This window comes from Mycobacterium sp. NGS27, from assembly GCF_059813005.1.
This window is the reverse complement of the sequence record NZ_JCALDT010000003.1, coordinates 35,620-58,669: the sequence shown is the minus strand read 5'-3', so window position 1 is coordinate 58,669 and position 23,050 is coordinate 35,620. Positions and strand designations below refer to the sequence as shown.

Below are 23,050 nucleotides of genomic sequence, written 5' to 3'. Positions count from 1 at the left end.
CCGCCATGAGTTATCCTCCCGTGCCGCCCGGAGGTTCGCCGGAATGGCCAGCGCAGCAACCGGAATGGCAAGGCCAACAACCGGAGTGGCAAGGCCAGCGGCCCGCCGGGTGGCAAGCTCAGTACCCACCGGGATGGCAGGGCCAGCCGCCACCGGCGGGATGGCCGGCGCAGCAGCCGGGAATGCAGGAGCCCGAGAACTATCTGGTCTGGGCGATCCTGTGCACGGTGCTGTGCTGCCTGCCTTTCGGGATCGTGTCGATCGTCTACTCCAACAAGGTGTCCGGGCTGTGGGCCCAGGGCCGGTACGCCGAGGCCTATGAGGCGTCCAACAACGCCAAGAAGTGGGCCATCATCGGTGCGGTCGTGGGCGCCGCCGCCGCGGTGATCGGCGTCGTGCTGTGGTTCGCCATGTTCGCGGCGATCGTCTCTTCCATCCCGTCCACGACCACCACCACCTATTCGGGCTTCTGACCCCAGGCCTCGTCCACCAGCCCCCAGGCCAACGCGGTTTCCGCATCGACGGTGCGACCGGACAATACGAGATACGCTGTGCGCCAACGGCCGATCCGCCGTGTGACGCTGACGGTGCCACCGGCTCCGGGGAGCAGGCCCAACGCCAGCTCGGGTAGCCCGAACATCGCGTCATTGCGGGCGGTGACCCACCCGCAAAACGCCGCCATCTCCAGTCCGCTGCCCATAACCCGCCCGTGCACTTCGGCCCGGCATGCGCGGCCGAGCCTGGTGGCCAGCGCGTCGAGCGCCAGGGCGGGGCTGTGGCGGGTACGCGCCAGGTGCGCACTCGCCGGGTCGGCGAACGTGCCGAACTCGGCCAGGTCCCCACCGCTGCAGAACGACGGACCGTTGCCGCTCAACACGATGCCGGTGACCGACGGGTCCAGCTGAGCCACCGTCAGGGCCTCCAGCAGCGCCGCGCGCGCATCGGTGGAGAACGCGTTGTGCCGCTGCGGCCGGTTGAACGCGATACGCACAACGTCGCCGTCGCGGGTCGCCCGCACCGGGTCGGGGATCTCGGGCATCCGGACCGGGCCCCGCTCGCGTAACCACCGCGCGAACTCCGGGCCGGCCTGCAGGGTCGAGTACGCCAACGACTCCGTCGTCACCCCAGCCAGCGTCGAGCCCCGCGGATCCACCGCGCGCAGCACGTCATCACAGACCCCGCTGGCGTGCGGCCAGCGTTGACAGCGTGCCGTCAGCTCCGCCACGGTCGCCGGCACCGACGCGACGGTGACCACGCGCCGGTCGGCGCAGCGATCCTCGGTCAGCGTGAAAGTCGCTGCGTCGAGCCAGAATTCAGCGTCGGCGATGTCGGTGGCCGAGCCGACGGCGACGATCACCCCGGGCGGCGACGCCGGGCCGTCGTGCGGCGCCTTCGACAGGTCGACCACCCGGAGCATCGGTCACACCGAGTACTTCTCGATCAGCCCGTTCTTGTAGAGCTTGCCCGTGTCGGTGCGCGGCAGCTGTGCTTCGAAGGCGATCGATCGCGGGCACTTGTAGTGCGCCAACCGGTCTCGCAGCCACGCCGTCAACTCCTCGGCGAATCCGTCGGTGGCATCGGCGGCGTCGACGGTCTGCACGGCCGCCACCACGCGCTGGCCCATTTCGTCGTCGGGCACCCCGAACACCGCGGCGTCCAACACCTTCGGGTGGGTGACCAGAAGGTTCTCGGCTTCCTGCGGGTAGATGTTCACTCCGCCGGAGATGATCATGTGGTGCCGCCGGTCGGTCAGGTACAGGTAACCCTCGTCGTCGAGGTAGCCGATGTCCCCGACCGTGGCCCAGCCGTGCTTGTCGCGCGATGAGGCGGTTTTCGCCTCGTCATTGAGGTATTCGAAGGAATAGCCGCCTTCGAAGTAGATCTCGCCGGCCTGCCCGGGTGGCAACTCGTCGCCGTGTTCGTCGAGGATGTGTACGGCGCCGCCCATGGGTTTGCCGACGGAACCCGGGTGCGCCAGCCAGTCCTCGGCCGTGATCAGCGTCGAGCCGTGCGCTTCCGAGGACGCGTAGTACTCGTCGATGATCGGCCCCCACCAGTCGATCATCTGCTTCTTGATCTCCACCGGACACGGGGCCGCCGCGTGCATCACCCGCTGCAGGCTGGACAGGTCGTACGAATGACGCACCCGGTCAGGCAGTTTCAGCATGCGGGTGAACATCGCCGGGACGAACTGGCCATGCGTGACTCGGTGGCGCGCGATGGCGTCCAAGCATCCTTCGGCGTCGAACTTCTCCATCACCACCGTGGTGATGCCGCCGGCCTGCGCGCTCATCGACCACACCGAGGGCGCCGTGTGGTACAGCGGCGCGGGGCTGAGATAGATCGAGTCGGGCGTCATCCAGAAGCCGACGAGTGCGGACATCATGCCGGGCGCGTCGGCCGGTGGCACGTGCGGCAATTCGCGTTTGATGCCCTTGGGCCGGCCGGTGGTGCCCGACGAGTACTGCAGCAGGTCGCCCTCGACTTCGTCATCGATCGGTGTATCGGGCTGCCCGGCAACGCATTCCGGGTAGCGCTCCCAGCCCGGCAGGTCGCCGTCAGCAATCAGCAGCAGCTCGGGTAGCCCGCCCGGCAAATGCTCGCCGAGGCCGGCGAGGGTGTCACGCAGCGCCGCCGAGCCGATGATGGCCTTGGCGCTGCTGTTGTCGATGATGTAGGCGGCCTCTGCCGCGGTCAGGTGCGTGTTGATCGGCACGTAGTACAACCCGCTGCGACGAGCCGCCCACATCACCGCGTGGATGTGCTCGTTGTTCTCCATCAGGATTGCGACGGTGTCGCCTTCGCGCAGGCCCGCGGCGCGGAACCGGTGCGCCAGTCGATTGGCGCGCGCCTCGAGGTCGTCGAAGGTGACGACCGTTCCGGACGGGTACAGGATGACAGCAGGTTTGTCGGCGCCGATGTAGGGGCGGATCTGCATGCGCAAACTGTACCGCCGCGAAACTTGACAGGTGTTAAGTGGGCTCCGGTGCGGGCAGTAGCAGCGCGCTGTCGCCGAATTCATGCCACAGGTAGCCGTGCTCCACTGCCTCCCGATACGCCAGCCCGACCAGCTCGGGGCCGGCGACCGCCTCCAGCAACAGCAGGTGCGAGGCGCCGGCGTCGTGCCAGCCGGTGATCAGGCCGTCGACCACCCGGCACGGCCGGCCAGGGCCGAGCACGAGGTCCGTCCAGCCGTCCACCTGCCGCACCGCGCCGTCCGCGGTGGCCGCGGACTCCAGAGCGCGCGTCACCGTCGTTCCCACCGCGATCACCCGCCCGCCGGTCGTGCGCGTGACGTTCACCAGTCGCGCGGTCGCGGCCGGTACGGCGAAGGGCTCGGGAGTCGGTGGCTCGCCGGCGTCGGCCGACGACACCCCCGCGTGCAGCGTGATCGGTGCGATCGCGATGCCCGCGGAAACCAGGGCGGTGACCAATTCGGTGCTGAAAGGACGGGCCGCGCTGGGCATTTCGGCACTGCCCGGGTGCCGGGCGAACACGGTCTGGTAGTAGCGCAGCGGCCACGGCCGTGGCACGTACGCGTACCGAATGGGCCGGCCGTGGCGGGCCAGATACGACGCGACGTCTCCCTCTACGACGACTCGCGCGGACCACAACCGCGCGCCGCTGATCCCGGGTTGCGGGTAGGAGGCCTCGACGACCAACGCGCCGCCGCCCGGCATGTCGATGCGTTCGCCCGGCCGGACGTCTGGGAGGTGTCCGGCCGCTTCTCCCGCAGGCCGCAGTTCGACCACCCAGACCCTCTCGGCGCGCCGGGTAGAGAAGTGCACTGCGATGGGCCGCCCGTCGCGGCGGCCGTCCACGGCGGCCGGCATGGTGGCGGAGTTATTCACCACCAGCAGATCGCCCGGGCGCAGGTGATCGACGAGGTCGGCGAAGCGGGCATGGCTGACGCCGTCGGGGCGAGCGATCAGTAGCTTGACGCCGTCGCGGGCGACGCCGTGCGCTTCGGGCGGCTCGATGGCATCGGAGTTCGGGGGGCGGTGGAAGCGGGTGTGCGGGGCCGTCAGGGTCATCGCGCCGCTCCGGATGGCGCCAGGTCCGCGGCGCGATAGCGGCCCGCGGGGGGCCGGGTGTCAAGCAATCGCAGTAGCGCCGGCACTTTCGCCTCCGGCTCGGCACGGTCGGAGATGTCCTCGCCCGGGAAGGCGGCCTGGTGCATCTCGGTGCGCATGTCACCCGGGTCGAAGGCGTACGCGGGCACCGTGGGCTTCTCGGCGGCGAGGACGGCCGAGAGCTGGTCGAGTGCGGCCTTCGACGAGCCGTATCCGCCCCAGCCCGGGTACGGTTCGACGGCGGCGTCGGAGGTCAGATTGACGATCGCGCCGCCGTTTTCGGCGAGCGCCGGCAGTGTCGCCTGGATGAGGGCCAGCGGCGCGAACAGGTTCGTCTGGTACACCGTCCACAATTCGCTCGCGGGGTAATCGGCGAGGACCGGTTGCGGGCTGGGCCCCAGCCGACTGGCGTTGTTCACCAACAGGCCAAGCGGCCCGGCGGCTAGCGCGGCCGCCACCACGTCGGCACGGTGCGACGCGTCGGTGACGTCACCGGCCAGCGTGATGAAGTTCGGTGAATTCAGTTCTCGGGCAGTTGATTCCAGTTCGTAGGCGCGTCGGGCATCGCCGACGACCGTCCAACCGCGGTCGAGCAGGGCGGCGGAGACCGCACGTCCGAAGCCGCGCGAGGTGCCGGTGACAATAGCGACGGGTCGCTGTTCGGATTGAGTAATCCCCCCATACTGATAGTTGAAGTAAACTTTAAGTCAAGTCACGAATTCGAGAAGGCCACAATGGATAAGCGAGACTTGTTCACCGTCGGTGAGATAGCGAAGCGCAGCGGCTTCGCGGCATCGGCGATCCGGTTCTATGAGAGTCAGGGGCTGATCACGGCGACCCGGACCGCCGGCGGTCAGCGCCGCTTCGATCGTCAGATGCTGCGACGCCTGGCCTTCATCAAGGCCGCCCGCAACGTCGGCCTGAGCCTGGATGAGGTCGCCGACGCACTCGCCACACTTCCGGACGGGCGCACCCCGACCCGAGCTGATTGGGGCCGGCTGTCCAAAATTTGGCGCGCGCGCCTCGACGATCAGATCGCCGGGTTGATCGCGCTGCGCGACAACCTGGATTCGTGCATCGGCTGCGGCTGCCTGTCACTGAAGCGCTGCGCGATCTCCAATCCGGGCGACCTGGCGGCCAGCTCCGGGGCGGGAGCGGTCTACCTGCCCAGATCGCTACGGCGGCAGGCGATTAGCGGCTGAGGCCTACGTCACCGCGCGGCTTTAACGCGCTTCGGACAGCCGCTGCTTGAGCGCCTCGAACTCGTCGCGCACACCGGTGGGCAGCTTGTCGCCGACGAACTCGAACCACTCCTCGATCAGCGGCAGTTCCTCGCGCCACTCCGCCGGGTTGACGGCGAGCGCCTTGGCCACGTCATCGCCGTCGACGTCCAGGCCGTCCAGGTCCAAATCGTCGGCCGTCGGCACGATGCCGATCGGGGTGTCCTGGCCGCCGGCCTGGTGCTCGATGCGGTCCACGATCCACTTGAGCACCCGGCTGTTCTCGCCGAAGCCCGGCCACAGGAAGCCACCGTCTTCGTCGCGGCGGAACCAGTTGACGAAGAACACCTTCGGCATCTTCGACTCGTCGGAGTTCTTGCCCAGGTCGATCCAGTGCTGGAAGTAGTCACCGACGTGGTAGCCCAGGAACGGCAGCATGGCCATCGGGTCGCGGCGCACGGTGCCGACCTTGCCCTCGGCGGCGGCGGTCTGCTCGCTGCCCATGGTGGCTCCCATGAACACGCCGTGCTGCCAGTCGCGGGCCTGCGTCACCAGCGGCACCGTCGTCTTGCGGCGCGCGCCGAACAGGATGCCGGAGATCGGTACGCCCTGCGGGTCGTCCCACTCCGGCGCCAGGATCGGGCACTGCGACATCGGGGTGCAGTAGCGCGAGTTGGGGTGGGCGGCCTTCTCGCCGGAATCGGGCGTCCAGTCGCGGCCCTTCCAGTCGGTCAGGTGCTCCGGCTCGCCCTCGAGGCCCTCCCACCACACGTCGTTGTCGTCGGTGAGCGCCACGTTGGTGAAGACGGTGTTGCCCCCCTCGATGGTGCGCATCGCGTTGGGGTTGGACTTCCAGTTGGTCCCCGGCGCGACGCCGAAGAAACCGAACTCGGGGTTGACCGCGTACAGGCGGCCGTCCTTGCCGAACCGCATCCAGGCGATGTCGTCGCCGAGGGTCTCGGCGCGCCAGCCCGGGATGGTCGGCTGCAGCATGGCGAGGTTCGTCTTGCCGCACGCTGACGGGAACGCCGCGGCGAAGTAGTAGGCCTTGTTCTCCGGGGAGATGAGCTTGAGGATCAGCATGTGCTCGGCGAGCCAGCCCTCGTCGTGGGCCATCGCCGAGGCGATGCGCAGCGAGTAGCACTTCTTGCCCAGCAGCGCGTTCCCGCCGTAGCCCGAGCCGTAGCTCATGATCTCGCGGGTCTCCGGGAAGTGGGTGATGTACTTGGTGTCGTTGCAGGGCCACGGCACGTCCTGTTGGCCCGGCTCCAGCGGAGCGCCCACCGAGTGCATCGCCTTGACGAAGAATCCGTCGTCGCCGATCTTCTCCAGGGCGGCCTTGCCCATCCGGGTCATCACCTTCATCGAGATGACGACGTACTCGGAGTCGGTGATCTCCACACCCAGCTTGGGGTCGTCGGCGCCCAGCGGGCCCATGCAGAACGGCACCACCCACATGGTGCGGCCGCGCATGCAGCCGCGGTAGAGATCGGTCATGGTGGCCCGCATCTCGGAGGGGTCCATCCAGTTGTTCGTCGGCCCGGCGTCGATCTGGCGCTCGGAACAGATGAAGGTCCGCGACTCCACCCGCGCCACGTCGGACGGGTCGGACAGCGCCAGGTAGGAGTTGGGGTGCTTCTTCTCGTTCAGCTTCGTCAGGGTGCCGGCCTCGACCAGGTGCGTGGCCAGCCGGTTGAACTCCTCGTCGGAGCCGTCAGCGAAAACGACCCGGTCGGGCTGGGTGAGCTCGGCGACCTCCTGCACCCATGACAACAGGCCCGGGTGGTTCGTGGGTGCTGTGTCCAAACCGGGAATGGTCGCTGAGGTCATCGAACTCTCCTGGATTCTTCTGCGTATCGGGCTGGTGTTGCTCGCTATGCTCTCGCCCACACAATTAAGGAATTGGTGGCGTTAACAACAGGTTATCGTGAGGATCTTGTCGGGTGGGTCTCGGGCAGGTATAAGCCTTCTCACAACAACGATTCAGAAGATCCCGACGGGCTGTCATCTTCGCTCCTCGAAGCGGGTTTTCCGGCGTCGTCGTCACCGCCGTCGTCTCCGGAGTGACTTTCGTCTTCTCGTATACCCGGTTCTCCCAGTTCTGCACGTACGACGGCCAGGCCCGCCGCCACCGCGGGCATGTCCCGGTCGCGCGCAGCCGCGGCCCGCGCGGCGGCCAGGGCGTGCTCGCGCAGTTCGGTGTCGATGACGCCCACCGACGCCGACACCTGCGCGTTCTCGGCCTCGTCCTGAGCCAGCAGCGCCCTGCTCAACACCGACTCGACCACCAGCACCCGGGTGGCGACCAGCTCCTCGACGACCGACTGCAGCGAGGACGTGACGCCGCCCGCCCAGCGGTCCAGCAGCGCCCGGTCGTGCAGCAGCGCACGAATGTTGATCACCATGAACGTGAGCCCCACCGAGATCGCCACGCACGCCACAGCCGCGGCGACGGCCAGCGCGGGATTGAGCCGCGAGGCCAGGCCGCTCATCAGCCGGCTCAGTGTCAGCGCCACCCCGAGGCCGAACCCGACGCCCAGCACGATCATCAGCCAGGTTTCGTGTCGGCGCGATTTCAGCGGCGGCGGCGAGATGTCGACTTTTGGCAGCCGCTCGGGCGGCGGTAGCTCCATCGGCAGGCCGACCACCTGCGCCACCTCGGCCAGGCGCGCGTCGGCGCCCTCGCTGACCTCGGCCACCACCGCATCCACCTGATCACGGGTGAGCGCCTCGAAGCCGGACATACCGCGCCGCGACAAACCCGCCGCGTGCTCCTGCAGGTCGGTGCGCACCGCCGCACACCGGTTACGCGCCGAGTGCGACAGGGCGACCCGCGCCTGCTGGATCTGACCGCGCAGCGTGATGGTCCGCTCGCTTTTCGCCTGGCGTTGCTGTTTCAGCGCGGTGCTGCGCTCCTCGCGCAGCGCCTCGACCCGGGCCCGCCGGCCGGACCCCTCGACCTCGCGCTCATGCCTGCGCGCCATCGTTTCAAGCCGAGACTCCCACGCCCGCAACCGGTTCCGGCGCGCGAGATCGGGGGCCTCCAACACCGCCGTGACGGCTTCGACCACGTCGTCGACGTCCGGGTCACCCAGGTCGGGCAGGGCCGCCGCGCCCACCCAGGGCGCCCGGCCGTAGCGGGGCGCGTGCGCGCCGAGCGAGTCTCGGTTGGCGGCGACGATGTCCCGCCAGTTGAGATGCACGTCGATCTTGGACACCACGCCGACGACCGCGTCGGTGTGCTCGGTCGCGGCGTCCAGCAGCGCGCAGTCCGACGGCGTCAGGTTCGCCGCCGCCGACACGACGAACACCACAGCCACCGGTGCCTCGCCGGGACCCAGGTCCGTCGACTCGACGAATTCGCGTTGTGGCAGCCGCTCACGCAGTGCGTCGACCACCGCGCTTACCCCGGCCATCCACGGACCGGTCACCAGCACCGCGTCGCGGCGCTGAATCGCCGGCGGATCCAGCCCGGGGCCGGCCGCCGCGACCAACGCGTCCACGTCGGCGACGGGATCGTGGCTTGTCTCGCCGCTCACCAGGATTCCCCCGGCAGCGACGCGCAGGCCTGGGACCACAGCCGCAGCGACCCCCGGGCGATGTCGGCGCCGCAGGCGCGGTGCAGGTCGCTGGCCGACGCGCGGCTGTAGCGCTGCCACCGCACCGCCCGAGGCAGGTGCGCGGCCGGGTCTCGATGGGCGTCGACGGCCTTCCGGTCGCCCGGCTCCAGGCCGGCCGCCTCGGCCAGGTCCACCGCGGCCGCCATCCTTGCGAGCACGGTCTCGTCGCGGGACAGGAACCCGCCGATGCGCTCACCCAGCCTGCCGCCGCCGGCGGCCAGCGCCTCGAGTTCGGCGACGGCGTCCAGCACCCGCTGGTAGCGCGCCTCGGCGCCCAGCGCGCCGATCCTGGCCACGACGGCCTCGATGCCACTCATCCGGTGCAGCAGGGTCAGCACCTGGGCCGGGGTCCGGCCCTGCCGGAACGCGGCGACCGCCAGCGCGGTGCCGAACAGGTCGAGGGTGTCCAGCAGGCGCCGCCGCACCTCGACCGGAACGGGGACGTCGGCGGACAGGAATCCGGCGAAGGAGCCGGCGAAACACGCGGTGCCGCCGGGGTGCGCGGCGAGCGTGGACAGCGCCGTCCACTGGGTGCTGTCCAGGTCGTCGAGCGCGGCGACCGCGAGCAGGCCGGTCATCGGTTCCATGGGCACGCCGCTCAGCGCCGACAGCTCCACGCACCTCGCGCGCGCGGCGGCGATCGGGCCGTCTCCGCCACGGCCGGACAGCGAGCCCGCCAGGTCGGCCTTGTTCAGCACCGCCAGCACCGGGCGCCCCGCCGCTGCGAGTTGGGCGATCGCCCGGGTGTCCTCGGGCTTGACCACCTCCGTGAGCACGTAGACCACCGCATCCACGCGACCATCCGTCGCCGGGCCGTCGACCGCGATGCCCGCCGCGGGTCCCGCGCCGGACAGGGCGCGGCGCACGGTGCTGCAGCCGACGCCCCGACGGCCGCAAACGGCCACGCGCAACGGGGTGGCGGATCGCGTTGCGATCGCCGTGATGCGCGGGTCGACGTGGCCGGCAGCGAACCGCGCCAGCTCGTCGACGAAAGTTCGGTGTCCTTGTGCCCTCATATCCCGCCTGTTCGGTCTGGATGACCCCCTGCCCGGCCGGCGCAACCGCTAGGCGATGCAGCGCCGGGACCGAGCGGTCCCACCGAATGGTGGCATCCGCGTCACGAAGAAGCGAGCCACCGTTAATCAGTTACCAGTTGAACGCAACTGTTGGGTATCAATCCGGACCAGGGGCGGCTACATCCGGGGTTCATAGGCCACCATGGACAAATGCACGCGCAGCGCGGGGTGGCGATGTCTGCCGACACGTCGACCGGGGACTCCGACCGTCCCGACCAGCGCTATCTCCCGGCAACGGCGTTCCGATCGCGACGCTCGACGCTGTCCGACGCCCAGCGCCAGACCTGGGAGCGACGCTGGCCCGAACTCGGCCTGTCAGTGGCCACCCCCGACGAACCCGACAGCTCCGAGCCCCCGCTGGATACGGCCGCGTGGTTCGGCCGGCAGGCCCCGGTGGTACTCGAAATCGGTTGCGGCAGTGGCATTTCCACCTTGGCGATGGCCAAAGACGAGCCCGATGTCGATGTGGTCGCGGTGGAAATCTACCGCCGCGGGCTGGCGCAACTGCTGTCCGCCATCGACCGCGACCAGGTGAGCAACATCCGGCTGATCCGCGGCAACGCCCTCGATGTCCTGCAACGCCTCATCGCGCCGGGGTCGCTGACCGGGGTTCGCGTCTTCTTTCCCGATCCGTGGCCGAAAGCCCGGCACCACAAACGCCGGTTCCTGCAGCCCGGCACGATTGGCTTGATAGCCGACCGGCTACTCCCTGGTGGTGTCCTGCACGTTGCGACGGACCACGCCGGCTACGCCGAGCACATCGCCGAGGTCGGCGCGGGTGAATCCCGACTGCACCCGGCCGGTCCCGACAGTGCGCTGCCGATCTCGATCGTGCGCCCCAGCACCAAGTACGAGACGAAGGCTCAAGAAGCGGGCAGCGCCGTCACCGAATTCATTTGGCTTAGACGATGAGTAGGCGATGAGTATGAGCCTGACTGAAGAGACCGCGGCGGGAGCGGAGCCCGTCGCGCCGCCGGCGGTGCTGACCGGCGACGAGCTGGGCGACTACGCCCCGCCAGGTGGACGCGTACTGCTGGTGTGGGACGCACCCAACCTCGACATGGGCCTGGGATCGATCCTCGGCCGCCGCCCGACGGCCCTGGAACGCCCGCGGTTCGACGCCCTGGGGCGCTGGCTGTTGTCGCGCACGGCCGAGGTCAGCGCCAGTCGCCCCGGCGTGGTGGTGGAACCCGAGGCCACCGTCTTCACCAACATCGCACCGGGCAGCGCCGACGTCGTCCGGCCCTGGGTGGACGCGCTTCGTAACGTGGGATTCGCGGTGTTCGCCAAGCCGAAGATCGACGAGGACAGCGACGTGGACCGCGACATGCTGGCCCACATCGAACTGCGGCGCACCCAGGGATTGGCGGCGCTGGTGGTGGCCTCCGCCGACGGCCAGGCTTTTCGTCATCCGCTGGAAGACATCGCACGAACCGGGGTCAGCGTCCAGGTGATCGGATTTCGCGAACATGCGAGTTGGGCGCTAGCGTCGGATACCTTGGACTTCGTTGATCTGGAGGATATCGCTGGTGTCTTCCGGGAACCGTTGCCGCGGATCGGCCTAGATTCGCTGCCTGACCAGGGTGCGTGGCTACAGCCGTTCCGGCCGCTCTCCGCGCTGCTGACCGCCCGTGTGTGACACTGGAAAACCTATGCGCGGGTCGTTGACGATCCAGTAAGGAGCTTGCGTGTTCGCCTGGTGGGGTCGAACTGTGTACCGGTACCGGTACATCGTGATCGGGGTCACGGTAGCTCTGTGTCTGCTGGGTGGCGTCTTCGGAGTAAGCCTGGGCAAGCATGTTACACAGAGCGGCTTCTATGACGACGGCAGCCAATCCGTCAAAGCCTCGGTACTGGGCGACCAGACCTACGGCCGCGACCGCACCAGCCACATCGTGGCCACCTTCACCGCTCCCGACGGCAAATCGGCCGACGACCCGGCGTGGCGCGACAAGCTCGTCGGCGAACTCAACAAGTTCAAGACCGACCACCCCGACCAGGTCGTCGGCTGGGCCGGCTGGCTCGCGGCGCCGAACAGCACCAACCCGGTCATCAAGGGGATGGTCAGCGAGGACCGAAAGCACACCTTCGTCAGCATTCCGCTCAAGGGCGACGACGACGACAGCATCCTCAACAACTACAAGGCCATCCAGCCGGATCTGCAGAAGCTCGACGGGGGCACCGTGCAGCTGGCCGGCCTCGAGCCGATCGCCAACGCCCTGACGGGCACCATCGCCACCGACCAGCGCCGCATGGAGGTACTCGCGGTGCCGCTGGTCGCCGTCGTGCTGTTCCTCGTCTTCGGGGGCGCGGTCGCCGCCGGCCTGCCGGCCATCGTGGGCGGCCTGAGCATCGCGGGCTCGCTGGGCATCCTGCGCCTGGTCGCCGTGTTCGGGCCGGTGCACTTCTTCGCCCAGCCGGTGGTCTCGCTGATCGGCCTGGGTATCGCCATCGACTACGGGCTGTTCGTGGTGAGCAGATTCCGCGAGGAGATAGCCGAGGGCTACGACACCGAGGCCGCCGTGCGAAGAACGGTGATGACGGCCGGCCGCACCGTGACGTTCTCGGCGGTGCTGATCATCGCGTCCAGCGCCAGCCTGCTGGTGTTGCCCCAGGGCTTCGTGCATTCGCTGACGTACGCGATCTTCGCCGCGGTGGGCCTGGCGGCGCTGCTGTCGATCACGTTCCTGCCCGCCTGCCTGGGCATCCTCGGCCGCCACGTCGACGCGCTCGGGGTCCGGACCGCATTCCGGGTGCCCTTCCTGCGGAATTGGAAATATTCGCGGGCCTACCTGAACTGGCTGGCCGACCGGTTGCAGAAGACCAAGACCCGTGAAGAGGTCGAGGCCGGCTTCTGGGGCAAGCTCGTCAACTGGGTGATGAAGCGCCCGCTGGCGTTCGCCCTGCCGATCGCCATCGGCATGATCCTGCTGGTCATCCCGCTGGGCAACCTGTCGTTCGGCGGCATGAGCGAGAAATACCTGCCGCCGGACAACCCGGTGCGCATGGCCCAGGAGCACTTCGACAAGCTCTTCCCCGGTTACCGGACCGAGCAGCTGACGGTCGTCATCCAGAGCAGCAACGGCAGCAAGGTCACCGACCAACAGGTCGCCGACATCCGCAACAGGATCTCCTCGATCGGCGGCTTCACCGACAAGCAGTGGGAGGAGCGGGCCTGCCCGACCATCGCCGGCAACCCCTGCGTCGCCGGACCGAACGGGACGACGGTGCCCAAGGACGGCTCGGTGCGGGTGATCCAGAACGGTCTGGTCAACAAGAACGACGCCGCCAAGAAGCTCGCCGAACTTCGCTCGATCAACCCTCCGAAGGGGCTCAACCTGTACGTCGGCGGTACGCCGGCCCTGGAGCAGGACAGCATCCACAGCTTGTTCGACAAGGCTCCGCTGATGCTGGTGCTGCTGCTGGGCGCGACCATGTTGCTGATGTTCCTGGCGTTCGGGTCGGTGGTGTTGCCGATCAAGGCGGCGGTGATGAGCGCGCTGACGTTGGGCTCGACGATGGGCATCCTGACCTGGATTTTCGTCGACGGGCACTTCGCGAACGTGCTGAACTTCACGCCTACCCCCCTGATGGTCGTGGTCATCGCGCTGGTCGTCGCGGTCGGTTTCGGTCTGGCCACCGACTACGAGGTGTTCCTGGTGTCGCGAATGGTCGAGGCGCGCGAGCGCGGCATGTCGACGGCCGAGGCCATCCGGATCGGCACCGCGACCACCGGGCGCCTGATCACGGCCGCCGCACTGGTGCTGGCGGTGGTCGCTGGCTCGTTCGTGTTCTCCGACCTGGTGTTGATGAAGTATCTGGCCTTCGGTCTGATGGCGGCGCTGCTGCTGGACGCCACCGTCGTCCGCATGTTCCTGGTGCCGTCGGTGATGAAGCTGCTCGGCGACGACTGCTGGTGGGCGCCGCGCTGGGCCCGGCGCCTGCAGAACAAGATCGGGCTCGGCGAGATCGACCTGCCCGACGAGCGCAAGCGGCCCACGCTCAACGGCCGGCCCGCGCGGCCGCCGGTCGCCGCAAGCCTGGTCGCGGCCGCACCGCGGCCGCCGCATGACCCCACCCATCCCGGCGCGCTGGAGCCGCCGCGCCCGGCCCGTCCGGGTCCGGCCGAGCCACGGCCCGCGCGGGAACCGTCTTCGGGTGAAACCGCGGGCGGCACCCGCGTCCCCGCCCGCTCCAGCCAGCCCACCGAAGCCAAGACGACGCGCTTCTCCGCGCCGGGCGTGCCCGGGCATGACCGCCCGGCCGAGCCGCGCCCCGCGACCAGCTCCGCACCGCAGCCTGCCCAACGACCGCCGGCGCCGGGCCCGACCGCCCCGCCGTCCGGCGATCAGACGCGGGCCATACCGGTGCCCGGCCACCGGACCGACGACACCAGCGACGCCGCCGAACCCACCACCGCCCTGCCGAAGATGCGCCCGGAGGGCAACGACCCCAACGCGGCCACCGATCAGGCGGACGCGCGCGGGCAGGGCGAGAACGGCGACCCCGCGCGGCAACGCCGGCGTTCCGGCGGCGGCCTGTCCGCGCAAGACCTGCTGCGTCGCGAGGGTCGGCTGTAACCAGGTCTTCGCAACGGCACCGAAAGGACTAGCGGCTCAGCCGGATTCGTCCTTGGGTTTGTCGGGCTCGGCCTGCAAAATCGCGTTCTTTTCGTCCGCTTCCTCGGTCTGCTTCTCGGCTTCGACGGATGGATCGGGTGCCAGCAGCACCTGGATCGCGTTGTTGAGAAAGGCCACCGTCGGCACCGCCAGCAGGGCACCGACGATCCCGGCGATCACTCCTCCGGTGGCAATCGCGAGCACCACCGCGAGCGGGTGAATCGAGACCGCGCGGCCCATCACCAGCGGCTGTAGCAGATGAGCCTCGATCTGGTTGACCGCGATCAGCAGGCCCAGCGTGATCAGGGCGTAGACGAAGCCCTTGGCCAGCAGCGCGACCACCACGGCCACCAGGCCGGAGATCAATGCACCCACCAGCGGGATGAACGCGCCCAGGAAGACCAGCGATGCCAGCGGCAGCGCCAGCGGGATCCCCATGATCGCCAAACCCGTGCCGACCCCCGCCGCGTCGGTCAGGGCCACCAGAAACGTGGCCCGCACGTACCCGATCAGCGACCCGTATCCGGCAGTACCGGCTTCGTGCACCCGGCCGCGCACGTCCGACGGAATGATCTGCACGACGTACTGCCAGATGTTGCGCCCGCCGTAGAGAAAGAAGATCAGCGTGAACAGCACCAGCACCGCCGCCGTGACCAGCTCCGTGACGGTGGCCGCGGTGGAGAGCGCGCCGCTGGTCAGCTTCGCCTGATTGTTGTGCAGCGCCTCGATGGCGGCGTTGCCCACGTTGTCGATCTGTTCGTTGCGCAGATGGGCCGGCCCGTGAGTCAGCCAGCGCCGCGTTGACTCGATGCTGTTCGTCACCTGTTCGGTGAGGCCGGGCAGGCCGTCGATGAATTGCAGGACGACGAACGCCAGAATGCCGCCCAGGATCGCGAAGCCGCCCAGCAACACCAGGGCCACCGCGCCGCCGCGGGGCAGGCCGCGCTTGTCCAGCCAGTCGACCACGGGCACCAAGAGTGCGCTCAGCAGCAGCGCCACCAGGACCGGAACGACGATGACTTCGAGCTTTTTCACCACCCACAACAGCGCGAGCACGGCGATCAGGATGATGAGCAAGCGCCACGCCCAGGCTGCGGTCTTGCGGACAAGGGGTTCGACCGAGGCATCGTCGACGTTTGCTGACATCTGGTCAGCCTATCCGCCGCGGCGCGCGGTCAAACGTAGCCCAAGCCTGGCTCGAGGCTGTCTGCGCGCCTGCTGAGCCGGTAATCGTCGGCACGATCCGGTTACGACCCAAGAACGTCCGAGACACGGTAAGCGATCCGCGGCGATCGCGGCGCCACCTGCACCGTTACCCTAAATCACGTGTCGCACGACGCGCCCGCCCGCAACCTCGACTTGCCGCGCGAAGAAACTTCGCGTGGCAAGTACTGGTGGGTGCGCTGGGTGATCCTGGGCGCGGTAGCCATCGTGCTTGCCGTCGAGGTTTCGCTGGGCTGGGACCAGCTGGCCAAAGCCTGGATGAGCCTGTACGAGGCGAACTGGTTGTGGTTGCTAGCGTCGGTGGCGGCCGCGGCCGCGTCGATGCACAGCTTTGCTCAGATCCAGCGCACGTTGCTCAAGTCGGCTGGCGTGCACGTCAAGCAGTTGCGCTCCGAGGCGGCCTTCTATGCCGCCAACTCACTGAGCACCACGCTGCCCGGCGGGCCCGTCCTGTCGGCGACGTTCCTGTTCCGCCAGCAGCGGCTGTGGGGAGCCTCGACCGTGGTGGCGTCGTGGCAGTTGGTGATGTCGGGCGTACTGCAGGCGGTCGGGTTGGCTTTGCTCGGCCTGGGCGGCGCCTTCCTGCTGGGCGCGAAGAACAACCCGTTCTCGTTGCTGTTCACCCTCGGCGGCTTCGTCGCGCTGCTGCTGCTGGCCCAGGCCGTCGCGTCACGCCCGGAGCTGATCGACGGCATCGGCAGCCGGGTGTTGGCATGGATCAACTCGGTCCGGGGCAGGCCGGCCGACGCCGGCCTGGACAAGTGGCGCGAGACGCTGATGCAGCTGGAATCGGTGAGCCTGGGGCGGCGCGACCTGGGGGTGGCCTTCGGCTGGTCGATGTTCAACTGGATCGCCGACGTCGCCTGCCTGGGCTTCGCCGCGTACGCCGCCGGGGACCACGCCTCGGTTGCCGGGTTGACGGTGGCCTACGCCGCCGCCCGCGCGGTCGGCACCATCCCGCTGATGCCCGGCGGGCTGTTGATCGTCGAGGCGGTGCTCGTGCCCGGCCTGGTGTCCAGCGGGATGTCGCTGCCCAACGCGATCTCGGCGATGCTGATCTACCGGCTGATCAGCTGGTTGCTCATCTCCGCGATCGGCTGGGTGGTGTTCTTCTTCGTGTTCCGCACCGAGAACGTGGCGGAGTCCGACGAGGACCCGATCACGGGTCCACTACCGGTCGTGCCGCCGCAGGGCGACCCCCCGGCCGATCCGACCGAGACCGCGCTGCAGGGGCCGTTGCCGCCCGACCGAAACCCCGAAACCGAGCTCTAGTGGCGATCGCGAGGGCGGCCGCGGCGATCGCAAGCGCGGCGTAGCCGGGCGCGGCGGGTCGCCGCATAGTCCAAGCCGGGCGAAGCGGGTCGCCACCATCGGGACTAGCCGACGGTGTTTCCGCGCGGCGGACCCGGCAGCGGGTTGGTCGCCGCGGGCGGCGCCGCGGCCGGGGCTCCTCCGGTGGTCCCACCCAACGGCGATGCGCCCGCAGGGTTTCCGGGCAGCGCGGGCAGCCCACCGGCCGCGCCCTGCGCCTGTTGCATCAGGCCCATCGCCTGCGGGATCGAGATCGGCAGCTTGCACTGCGTCGACAGGGTGGTCAGCGGCTGCGCGATCGACGTCATGTCACCGGCCACCTTGGGGTTGGCCTCGAAGTAGGACTTCAATCCGTTCACCGACTGCGGCCCGGCCTGCTGCTGCAGCATCGAGGTCATCGTCTGATTGGTCTCCGGATGCGAATCCAGGTAATCACCCATCGACTTGGAGACCGAGCCGATCGTCCGGGCGACCTCACTGGCCGCGCACGGGTCATTGGCGCCCGTCGCCGGTGCTCCGGCGAGCACCGCGAAGGCGACCGCGGGCACCGTGGCGGCGATCAGCCCGGCGAAGATTCTGCGACCCCGTCCAGCGGTGGCTCTCGTCATCGATAACTCCTTAAGAGTTTGCGGCGGATCGCCGGATCGGCGCCGCGCAAACGACTGCAACAGACGGCCCCACTGAGCGCGGGCATCCCCGTGAACCCCGGGGACCGCCTGGCGGGCCATTCGACATCCTGCCACCGCCGGTATCACCGCTGCCAGTTCGGACGGAGCGTGTGACCGAAATCCCGCTTTGGTCACCACTTCACAACGTCTTCGCAGCGTCTTGGCAACAACGCCGTCGCCGCAGCTCAGGAACTAGATAAGCCACATATTCCACAGCCCGCTGCGGTATCGTCGCGAGCACGCGCTACGCGAGAACCGGGGAGCGACAAAATCCAGCAGTTAATGATCCGCCTCAGCCGCAGCCTGCGTAAGTACCGCTGGTTGGTCTTCACAGGCTGGTTGCTGGCATTGGTTCCGGCGGTGTACCTGGCGCTGACGCAGTCGGGCAACCTCACCGGCGGTGGGTTCGACGTCGCCGGATCGCAATCGCTGGCGGTCCATGACCAGCTCGAGGAGCTGTACCACGACCAGGGTGGGTCGTCGCTGGCGCTGGTAGCCGCGCCCCGGCCCGACGCCAGCTACCAGGACATGAACGACGCCGTCGCCCAGCTGCGACAGATCGCCGGCGGCATCCCCGGCACCGCCGAAATCCCCAACCCGACCCAGCGGCCGCCGCAGCCCGACCGCCCGTACGTGCTGTCGGTGCGGCTGGATTCCCGCAACACGAGCGACATCGCCAAGCAGCTCCGCACCAAGGTCGGCATCAAGGGCGATCAGCCCGGCCAGACCGCGAACGGCCGCGTGCGGCTCTATGTCATCGGGCAGGGCGCGCTGTCCGCCGCCGCCGCGGCCAACACCAAACACGACATCGCCGCGGCCGAAAAGTGGAACCTGCCGGTCATTTTGATCGTGCTGCTCGCGGTGTTCGGTTCGCTGGCCGCCGCGGCCATTCCGCTTGCCTTGGGGATCTGCACAGTCGTGGTCACCATGGGCCTGGTCTATCTGCTGTCCGCCTACACCACCATGTCGGTGTTCGTGACCTCGACGGTGTCCATGTTCGGGATCGCGCTCGCCGTCGACTACTCACTGTTCATCTTGATGCGGTTCCGGGAGGAGCTGCGGACCGGGCGCCAGCCCCGCGAAGCCGTCGACGCCGCGATGGCGACCTCCGGTCTGGCGGTGGTGCTGTCGGGCATGACGGTCGTGGCCTCCTTGACCGGGATCTACGTGATCAATACCCCCGCCCTGAAGTCGATGGCCACGGGCGCCATCCTGGCCGTCGCGGTCGCCATGTTGACCTCGACCACTTTGACGCCGGCCGCGCTGGCGACGTTCGGCCGCGCGGCCGCCAAACGGTCGGGCTTCCTGCACTGGTCGCGACGGCCCGAGAGCACGCAGTCGCGGTTCTGGAACCGCTGGATCGGCTGGGTGATGCGCCGGCCGTGGATGTCCGCACTGGCGGCGTCGCTGGTGCTGCTCGTGATGGCCGCGCCGGCGTCCTCGATGGTGCTGGGCAACAGCCTGTTGCGCCAGTTCGACTCGTCGCACGAAATTCGCGCCGGCGTCGGCGCCGCGGCCCAGGCCCTCGGTCCCGGCGCGCTGGGCCCGATCCGCGTGCTGATCAACTTCCCCGAGGGCGGCGCCGCCTCCCCCGAACACAGCCACACCGTCGGCGCGATCCGCCAGCGGATGTCGCAGGCCCCCAACATCGTCTCGGTGTCGCCTCCGCAGTTCGCCGAGGACAACGGCAGCGCGCTGCTGTCCGCGGTGTTGTCGGTGGATCCCGAGGACATGAAGGCCCGCGAGACCGTTGGCTGGATGCGTGCGCAGTTGCCCAAGATCCCCGAAGTGGGCACCGCGCGCGTCGACGTCGGCGGCCCCACGGCGCTGATCAAGGACTTCGACGACCAGGTGTCCAAGACCGAGCCGCTGGTGCTGGGCATCGTGGCGCTGATCGCGTTCGTGATGCTGCTGGTGTCGGTTCACTCGGTGTTCCTGGCGCTCAAGGGCGTCCTGATGACGCTGCTGTCGGTCGCCGCCGCCTACGGCAGCCTGGTGATGGTCTTCCAGTGGGGGTGGCTGAAGGACCTCGGCTTCGCCCAGATCAGCTCGATCGACAGCACCGTTCCCCCGCTGGTGCTCGCGATGACCTTCGGGTTGTCGATGGATTACGAGATCTTCCTGCTCACCCGCATCCGGGAGCGCTTCCTGCATTCCGGCAACACCCGCGATGCGGTGGCCTACGGCGTCAGCACCAGCGCCCGGACCATCACCAGCGCGGCGCTGATCATGATCGCGGTATTCGTCGGGTTCGCGTTCGCCGGCATGCCGCTGGTGGCGGAGATCGGCGTGGCGTGCGCGGTCGCCATCGCGGTGGACGCCACCGTGGTGCGGCTGGTGATGGTGCCGGCGTTGATGGCGATGTTCGCCCAGTGGAACTGGTGGCTGCCGCCGTGGCTGTCCCGCGTGCTGCCGTCGGTGGACTTCGACCGGCCGCTGCCCGAGGTCGACCTCGGCGACGTCGTCGTCATCCCCGACGACATCTCGGCGCTGGTGGCCCCGAGCGCCGACCTGCGGATGGTGGTCAAGTCGGCCGCCAAGCTCAAACACCTGGCGCCCGACGCGATCTGCGTGGCCGATCCGCTGGCCTTCACCGGTTGTGGCCGCACCGCGCAGGCGGCGCTGGGCCCCGACGAGGATCGGTCCCGTGGTCTTGGACCCGGGCAGATCCCCCACCAGGTCGCCCTGGGTGAGGAGAAGGTCAGCGTCGGCGTGGCGGCCGACAGGAAGCCGGGCGCCAACGGCCACACCAACGGCTCCCTGGCGGCCAAGAAGCTGGTCAACGGCCTGACCTCGCGCAACGGCATCGCCAAGGCCATCACGGGCAGGCCCGTTCACCCGGTGACGTTGTGGCGGGGACGCCTGTCGGTCGCGATCGACGCGCTGGAAAGCGACACCGGCGCAGCCGTCGACGACGGGCCGAGATACGAGCGGCGCAGCCCGGTGGAGACCACCAACGTGCAGTTGCCCACCGGCGACCGGTTGCTGGTCCCGACCGGTGCGGAGACGCTGCGGCTGAAGGGCTACCTGATCATGCGCCGTAACAGCCGGCGCGATTACGCCGACTTTGCAGACATGGTCGATACGTTGGAGCCCGAGACCGCCGCGGTGGTGCTGGCCGGAATGGACAGGTACTACTGTTGTAAATCATCCAGGGAGCAGTGGATCGCCACCCAGCTGGTCCGTCGACTCGCAGATCCCGACCCTTGCGACTACCCGGAAGACCAGGGATCGGAAGCCGAGGCCGACTCGGACTGGGAGGGAATCAGGCAACGCTGCATGTCCGTGGCCGTAGCGATGCTGGAGGAGGCGAGGTGACGTTGGCACCCGACCGACGCCCCGCGCCGCCGCCCCGCCGGCCGGCCCCGGCACAACGTCAACCCGGCAACGGACCGTCCGGGTCGCTCCAGGACACCGAACAGCCCGTGGAGTTCTGGCCGACCGCGGCCATCCGTTCCGCCCTGCAGGGCGGTGACATCGCGACGTGGAAGCGCATCGCCGGTGCGCTGAAGCGGGACCCGTACGGGCGGACCGCCCGACAGGTCGAAGAGGTCCTCGAGGGCACCCGGCCGTACGGCATCGCCAAGGCGCTGTGGGAGGTGCTCGAGCGTGCCCGCACCCACCTGGAGGCCAACGAGCGCGCCGAGGTGGCGCGTCACGTCGGGCTCCTGATCGACCGCTCGGGTCTGGCCCCGCAGGAGTTCGCGTCGCGCATCGGGGTCACTGCCGAGGAGCTGGACGGCTATCTCGACGGCAGCACCAGCCCGACGGCCGCCCTGATGATCCGGATCCGGCGGTTGTCGGATCGGTTCGTCAAGGTGAAGTCCGCTCGCTCAGCCGAAGCGAACTGACCCGCTATCTGACCGGCTGCACATCGGCGACCAGCCAGTCGCTGCCCCGCTTGGTCAGCGTCACCCGTAGCGCCGGCGCCGCCTGACTCGGCGGTTGGCCCGGGGTGTTCTGAGTGACCCGCAGGACCACCGCCACACTGGCCGCCGACGGCCCCAGGGCCTCGACTCCGGCCGACACCGTGGTGGCTTGCGCGGTGACATTGTGCTGGGCCAGCTCGGTGCTGGACTTCGTGTACTGCTCCTTGAAGGCGGCCGCGTGCTCGGGGACGATCATCGCCGTCGCCCGGTCGATGGAGCCGGTCGGGGCGGTGGGGCTGAACGATGCCATCGCCTCCGCCATGCCGGTCGCGATCTGAACCACTTGGTGGGAGTCGTCGGTGAAGTCGTTGTCCGCCTCGGTCCAGTGCGTGTAGCCGGTCGCGACGGCCGCGCCCAGGGCGGCCGTGCACAGCAGGACGACCGCCAACCGCAGCCCGGGCGCGTCGTCGTCGGTGCCGAGGCTGACCGAATCGCGGCGCAACAACCAGAAATTGATCGCCACGCCTTCGACGATCAGCAGGATCAGCACCGAGCACGCCGACACCCACCACAGCGGCCAGCCGAGCACCAGCCCGATGGCCAGCAGGGCCGCGATCGCGGCCAGCGGCGCCAAGATGTCGAAGGCGGCCAGCCGCCAGATGTTTCTCATTTGATCGACGCCAATCCGGAGATCATCTGCTTGCCGTCCACGTCGGAGACGTCCAGCCGCAGACTCCAGTGCACGGTCTGCGGTTTGGCTCCGACGTTTTCGCTGACCGACGTGGCGATCAGTATCACCGAGTCGGTTCGACTCGCGAACGGCGGCAGCTTGGTGGTGACGATCTCTCTTGGAGGCCTCGCGCCCGCCGGCTGGGTGTCCAGGTCGTGGTGCACGGTTTCGATCGCCACCGCGTCGATCCGGCCGGCGCTCTTCGACTGCAGCTTCTCCACGACCGCCTTGTATGGCTGCACGGCGGCATCGAAGTCGGTGTTGAGTTCGCCGACCGTCCCGTCGTGCAGCCGTTGCAGGCTGGCATCCACGTTTCCGCTGTTCATGTTGATCAACACGTCCGCCCAGTCCGCGGCGGTCTGCATGGCGCGGCTCAGGTAGCCGCGCTCGGCAATCTGGTCGCGGTGATCGGACCAGATGACGTAGCCGAGCACGACCGCGGCGACCGACAGCACACCGAGAACCGCCGACGCGATGCCGTAATGCGAAAACATTTCGGCTCTTTCGGATTCGTCTGCCACGTCGCTGGAGTCGTTCGAGTCCTCGTCTGGGTCGACGTCAACGGAATCTTCTTGCTCGGTTCGCTCGCCGTCGGACATGGCCCGATCGTCGCACCCGGAAAAGATGGAAGGATGGCGGG

At 68.8% G+C, this 23,050-nt stretch carries 19 protein-coding genes; 8 read left to right on the top strand and 11 right to left on the bottom strand.

The window, feature by feature from the left end; translation table 11 throughout:
• Window positions 1-5: 5 nt before the first annotated feature.
• Window positions 6-473, top strand: coding sequence for a CD225/dispanin family protein (locus AC5Y30_RS08810; RefSeq protein WP_499917737.1), 468 nt, complete (start codon window positions 6-8; stop codon window positions 471-473).
• Here the strand turns inward: AC5Y30_RS08810 and AC5Y30_RS08805 are convergent.
• Genes AC5Y30_RS08805 through AC5Y30_RS08790 form a run of 4 tightly spaced genes read right to left on the bottom strand, consistent with a single transcriptional unit; the run spans window position 458 to window position 4,747 of the window.
• Window positions 458-1,417, bottom strand: coding sequence for an enoyl-CoA hydratase/isomerase family protein (locus AC5Y30_RS08805; protein ID WP_499917736.1), 960 nt, complete (start codon window positions 1,415-1,417; stop codon window positions 458-460). The genes AC5Y30_RS08810 and AC5Y30_RS08805 overlap by 16 nt on opposite strands.
• Window positions 1,418-1,420: 3 nt before the next feature.
• Window positions 1,421-2,938 (bottom strand): fatty-acid--CoA ligase FadD4, encoded by a 1,518-nt coding sequence (gene fadD4 / locus AC5Y30_RS08800; RefSeq protein ID WP_499917735.1) that lies wholly within the window; start codon window positions 2,936-2,938, stop codon window positions 1,421-1,423.
• Between the two features lie 34 nt (window positions 2,939-2,972).
• Window positions 2,973-4,034, bottom strand: coding sequence for an S-adenosylmethionine:tRNA ribosyltransferase-isomerase (locus tag AC5Y30_RS08795; protein WP_499917734.1), 1,062 nt, complete (start codon window positions 4,032-4,034; stop codon window positions 2,973-2,975).
• On the bottom strand, window positions 4,031-4,747 hold the full coding sequence (locus AC5Y30_RS08790) for an SDR family NAD(P)-dependent oxidoreductase (protein WP_499918226.1): 717 nt from the start codon (window positions 4,745-4,747) through the stop codon (window positions 4,031-4,033). Before AC5Y30_RS08790 ends, AC5Y30_RS08795 begins: the two co-directional genes overlap by 4 nt.
• A 60-nt stretch (window positions 4,748-4,807) precedes the next feature.
• Here AC5Y30_RS08790 and soxR point away from each other — a divergent pair, with 60 nt between their 5' ends.
• The gene (soxR, locus tag AC5Y30_RS08785) at window positions 4,808-5,275 is read left to right on the top strand and encodes a redox-sensitive transcriptional activator SoxR (RefSeq protein WP_499917733.1); all 468 of its coding nucleotides are present in this window, start codon (window positions 4,808-4,810) and stop codon (window positions 5,273-5,275) included.
• A 21-nt stretch (window positions 5,276-5,296) separates the two neighbouring features.
• Here soxR and AC5Y30_RS08780 read toward each other — a convergent pair whose 3' ends face one another.
• The 3 genes from AC5Y30_RS08780 to AC5Y30_RS08770 form a co-directional block, all read right to left on the bottom strand.
• On the bottom strand, window positions 5,297-7,123 hold the full coding sequence (locus AC5Y30_RS08780; RefSeq protein ID WP_499917732.1) for a phosphoenolpyruvate carboxykinase (GTP): 1,827 nt from the start codon (window positions 7,121-7,123) through the stop codon (window positions 5,297-5,299).
• 140 nt (window positions 7,124-7,263) lie between these two features.
• The gene (locus AC5Y30_RS08775; protein WP_499917731.1) at window positions 7,264-8,832 is read right to left on the bottom strand and encodes a hypothetical protein; all 1,569 of its coding nucleotides are present in this window, start codon (window positions 8,830-8,832) and stop codon (window positions 7,264-7,266) included.
• Window positions 8,829-9,929, bottom strand: a complete 1,101-nt coding sequence (locus AC5Y30_RS08770) for a hypothetical protein (RefSeq protein ID WP_499917730.1) — start codon at window positions 9,927-9,929, stop codon at window positions 8,829-8,831. Before AC5Y30_RS08770 ends, AC5Y30_RS08775 begins: the two co-directional genes overlap by 4 nt.
• A 192-nt stretch (window positions 9,930-10,121) precedes the next feature.
• On the opposite strand from AC5Y30_RS08770, the gene trmB reads away from it, so the two are divergent.
• From trmB to mmpL3, 3 genes are read left to right on the top strand one after another with little or no spacing between them, the layout of a single operon-like run.
• Window positions 10,122-10,901 (top strand): tRNA (guanosine(46)-N7)-methyltransferase TrmB, encoded by a 780-nt coding sequence (gene trmB, locus AC5Y30_RS08765; RefSeq protein ID WP_499918224.1) that lies wholly within the window; start codon window positions 10,122-10,124, stop codon window positions 10,899-10,901.
• 13 nt (window positions 10,902-10,914) lie between these two features.
• Window positions 10,915-11,628, top strand: coding sequence for an NYN domain-containing protein (locus AC5Y30_RS08760; protein WP_499917729.1), 714 nt, complete (start codon window positions 10,915-10,917; stop codon window positions 11,626-11,628).
• Between the two features lie 49 nt (window positions 11,629-11,677).
• Complete coding sequence (mmpL3, locus tag AC5Y30_RS08755) at window positions 11,678-14,569, top strand: trehalose monomycolate exporter MmpL3 (protein WP_499917728.1); 2,892 nt, start codon at window positions 11,678-11,680, stop codon at window positions 14,567-14,569.
• Between the two features lie 36 nt (window positions 14,570-14,605).
• Here mmpL3 and AC5Y30_RS08750 read toward each other — a convergent pair whose 3' ends face one another.
• Window positions 14,606-15,754: an AI-2E family transporter gene (locus AC5Y30_RS08750; protein WP_499917727.1), complete on the bottom strand. Its 1,149-nt coding sequence runs from the start codon at window positions 15,752-15,754 to the stop codon at window positions 14,606-14,608.
• A gap of 180 nt (window positions 15,755-15,934) precedes the next feature.
• On the opposite strand from AC5Y30_RS08750, the gene AC5Y30_RS08745 reads away from it, so the two are divergent.
• Window positions 15,935-17,104 carry a lysylphosphatidylglycerol synthase transmembrane domain-containing protein gene (locus AC5Y30_RS08745; protein ID WP_499917726.1) on the top strand — a complete coding sequence of 390 codons (1,170 nt, stop codon included), beginning with the start codon at window positions 15,935-15,937 and terminating at the stop codon, window positions 17,102-17,104.
• 104 nt (window positions 17,105-17,208) lie between these two features.
• Here AC5Y30_RS08745 and AC5Y30_RS08740 read toward each other — a convergent pair whose 3' ends face one another.
• Window positions 17,209-17,751, bottom strand: coding sequence for a hemophore (locus AC5Y30_RS08740; protein ID WP_499917725.1), 543 nt, complete (start codon window positions 17,749-17,751; stop codon window positions 17,209-17,211).
• A 342-nt stretch (window positions 17,752-18,093) separates the two neighbouring features.
• On the opposite strand from AC5Y30_RS08740, the gene AC5Y30_RS08735 reads away from it, so the two are divergent.
• Together AC5Y30_RS08735 and AC5Y30_RS08730 are read left to right on the top strand one after the other, a co-directional pair.
• Window positions 18,094-21,129 carry an MMPL family transporter gene (locus AC5Y30_RS08735; RefSeq protein ID WP_499917724.1) on the top strand — a complete coding sequence of 1,012 codons (3,036 nt, stop codon included), beginning with the start codon at window positions 18,094-18,096 and terminating at the stop codon, window positions 21,127-21,129.
• Window positions 21,126-21,662 carry an XRE family transcriptional regulator gene (locus AC5Y30_RS08730; RefSeq protein ID WP_499917723.1) on the top strand — a complete coding sequence of 179 codons (537 nt, stop codon included), beginning with the start codon at window positions 21,126-21,128 and terminating at the stop codon, window positions 21,660-21,662. The genes AC5Y30_RS08735 and AC5Y30_RS08730 overlap by 4 nt, the downstream gene beginning before the upstream one ends.
• Before the next feature lie 4 nt (window positions 21,663-21,666).
• On the opposite strand, the gene AC5Y30_RS08725 is transcribed toward AC5Y30_RS08730, so the two are convergent.
• Both AC5Y30_RS08725 and AC5Y30_RS08720 read right to left on the bottom strand, forming a co-directional pair.
• A complete protein-coding gene (locus tag AC5Y30_RS08725) occupies window positions 21,667-22,350 on the bottom strand; it encodes a hypothetical protein (RefSeq protein WP_499917722.1) in 684 nt (227 codons plus the stop codon).
• Complete coding sequence (locus AC5Y30_RS08720; protein ID WP_499917721.1) at window positions 22,347-23,009, bottom strand: Rv1363c family protein; 663 nt, start codon at window positions 23,007-23,009, stop codon at window positions 22,347-22,349. The genes AC5Y30_RS08725 and AC5Y30_RS08720 overlap by 4 nt, the downstream gene beginning before the upstream one ends.
• Between the last annotated feature and the right edge of the window lie 41 nt (window positions 23,010-23,050).

What these genes read in the sequence shown, in the direction of transcription:
- AC5Y30_RS08740 (WP_499917725.1), bottom strand. Translation starts at nt 17,751, where the DNA reads ATGACGAGAGCCACCGCTGGACGGGGTCGCAGAATCTTCGCCGGGCTG.
- soxR (WP_499917733.1), top strand. Translation starts at nt 4,808, where the DNA reads ATGGATAAGCGAGACTTGTTCACCGTCGGTGAGATAGCGAAGCGCAGC.
- AC5Y30_RS08750 (WP_499917727.1), bottom strand. Translation starts at nt 15,754, where the DNA reads ATGTCAGCAAACGTCGACGATGCCTCGGTCGAACCCCTTGTCCGCAAG.
- AC5Y30_RS08725 (WP_499917722.1), bottom strand. Translation starts at nt 22,350, where the DNA reads ATGAGAAACATCTGGCGGCTGGCCGCCTTCGACATCTTGGCGCCGCTG.
- AC5Y30_RS08770 (WP_499917730.1), bottom strand. Translation starts at nt 9,929, where the DNA reads ATGAGGGCACAAGGACACCGAACTTTCGTCGACGAGCTGGCGCGGTTC.
- AC5Y30_RS08805 (WP_499917736.1), bottom strand. Translation starts at nt 1,417, where the DNA reads ATGCTCCGGGTGGTCGACCTGTCGAAGGCGCCGCACGACGGCCCGGCG.
- AC5Y30_RS08780 (WP_499917732.1), bottom strand. Translation starts at nt 7,123, where the DNA reads ATGACCTCAGCGACCATTCCCGGTTTGGACACAGCACCCACGAACCAC.
- AC5Y30_RS08810 (WP_499917737.1), top strand. Translation starts at nt 6, where the DNA reads ATGAGTTATCCTCCCGTGCCGCCCGGAGGTTCGCCGGAATGGCCAGCG.
- fadD4 (WP_499917735.1), bottom strand. Translation starts at nt 2,938, where the DNA reads ATGCAGATCCGCCCCTACATCGGCGCCGACAAACCTGCTGTCATCCTG.
- AC5Y30_RS08760 (WP_499917729.1), top strand. Translation starts at nt 10,915, where the DNA reads ATGAGCCTGACTGAAGAGACCGCGGCGGGAGCGGAGCCCGTCGCGCCG.
- AC5Y30_RS08795 (WP_499917734.1), bottom strand. Translation starts at nt 4,034, where the DNA reads ATGACCCTGACGGCCCCGCACACCCGCTTCCACCGCCCCCCGAACTCC.
- AC5Y30_RS08735 (WP_499917724.1), top strand. Translation starts at nt 18,094, where the DNA reads ATGATCCGCCTCAGCCGCAGCCTGCGTAAGTACCGCTGGTTGGTCTTC.
- AC5Y30_RS08720 (WP_499917721.1), bottom strand. Translation starts at nt 23,009, where the DNA reads ATGTCCGACGGCGAGCGAACCGAGCAAGAAGATTCCGTTGACGTCGAC.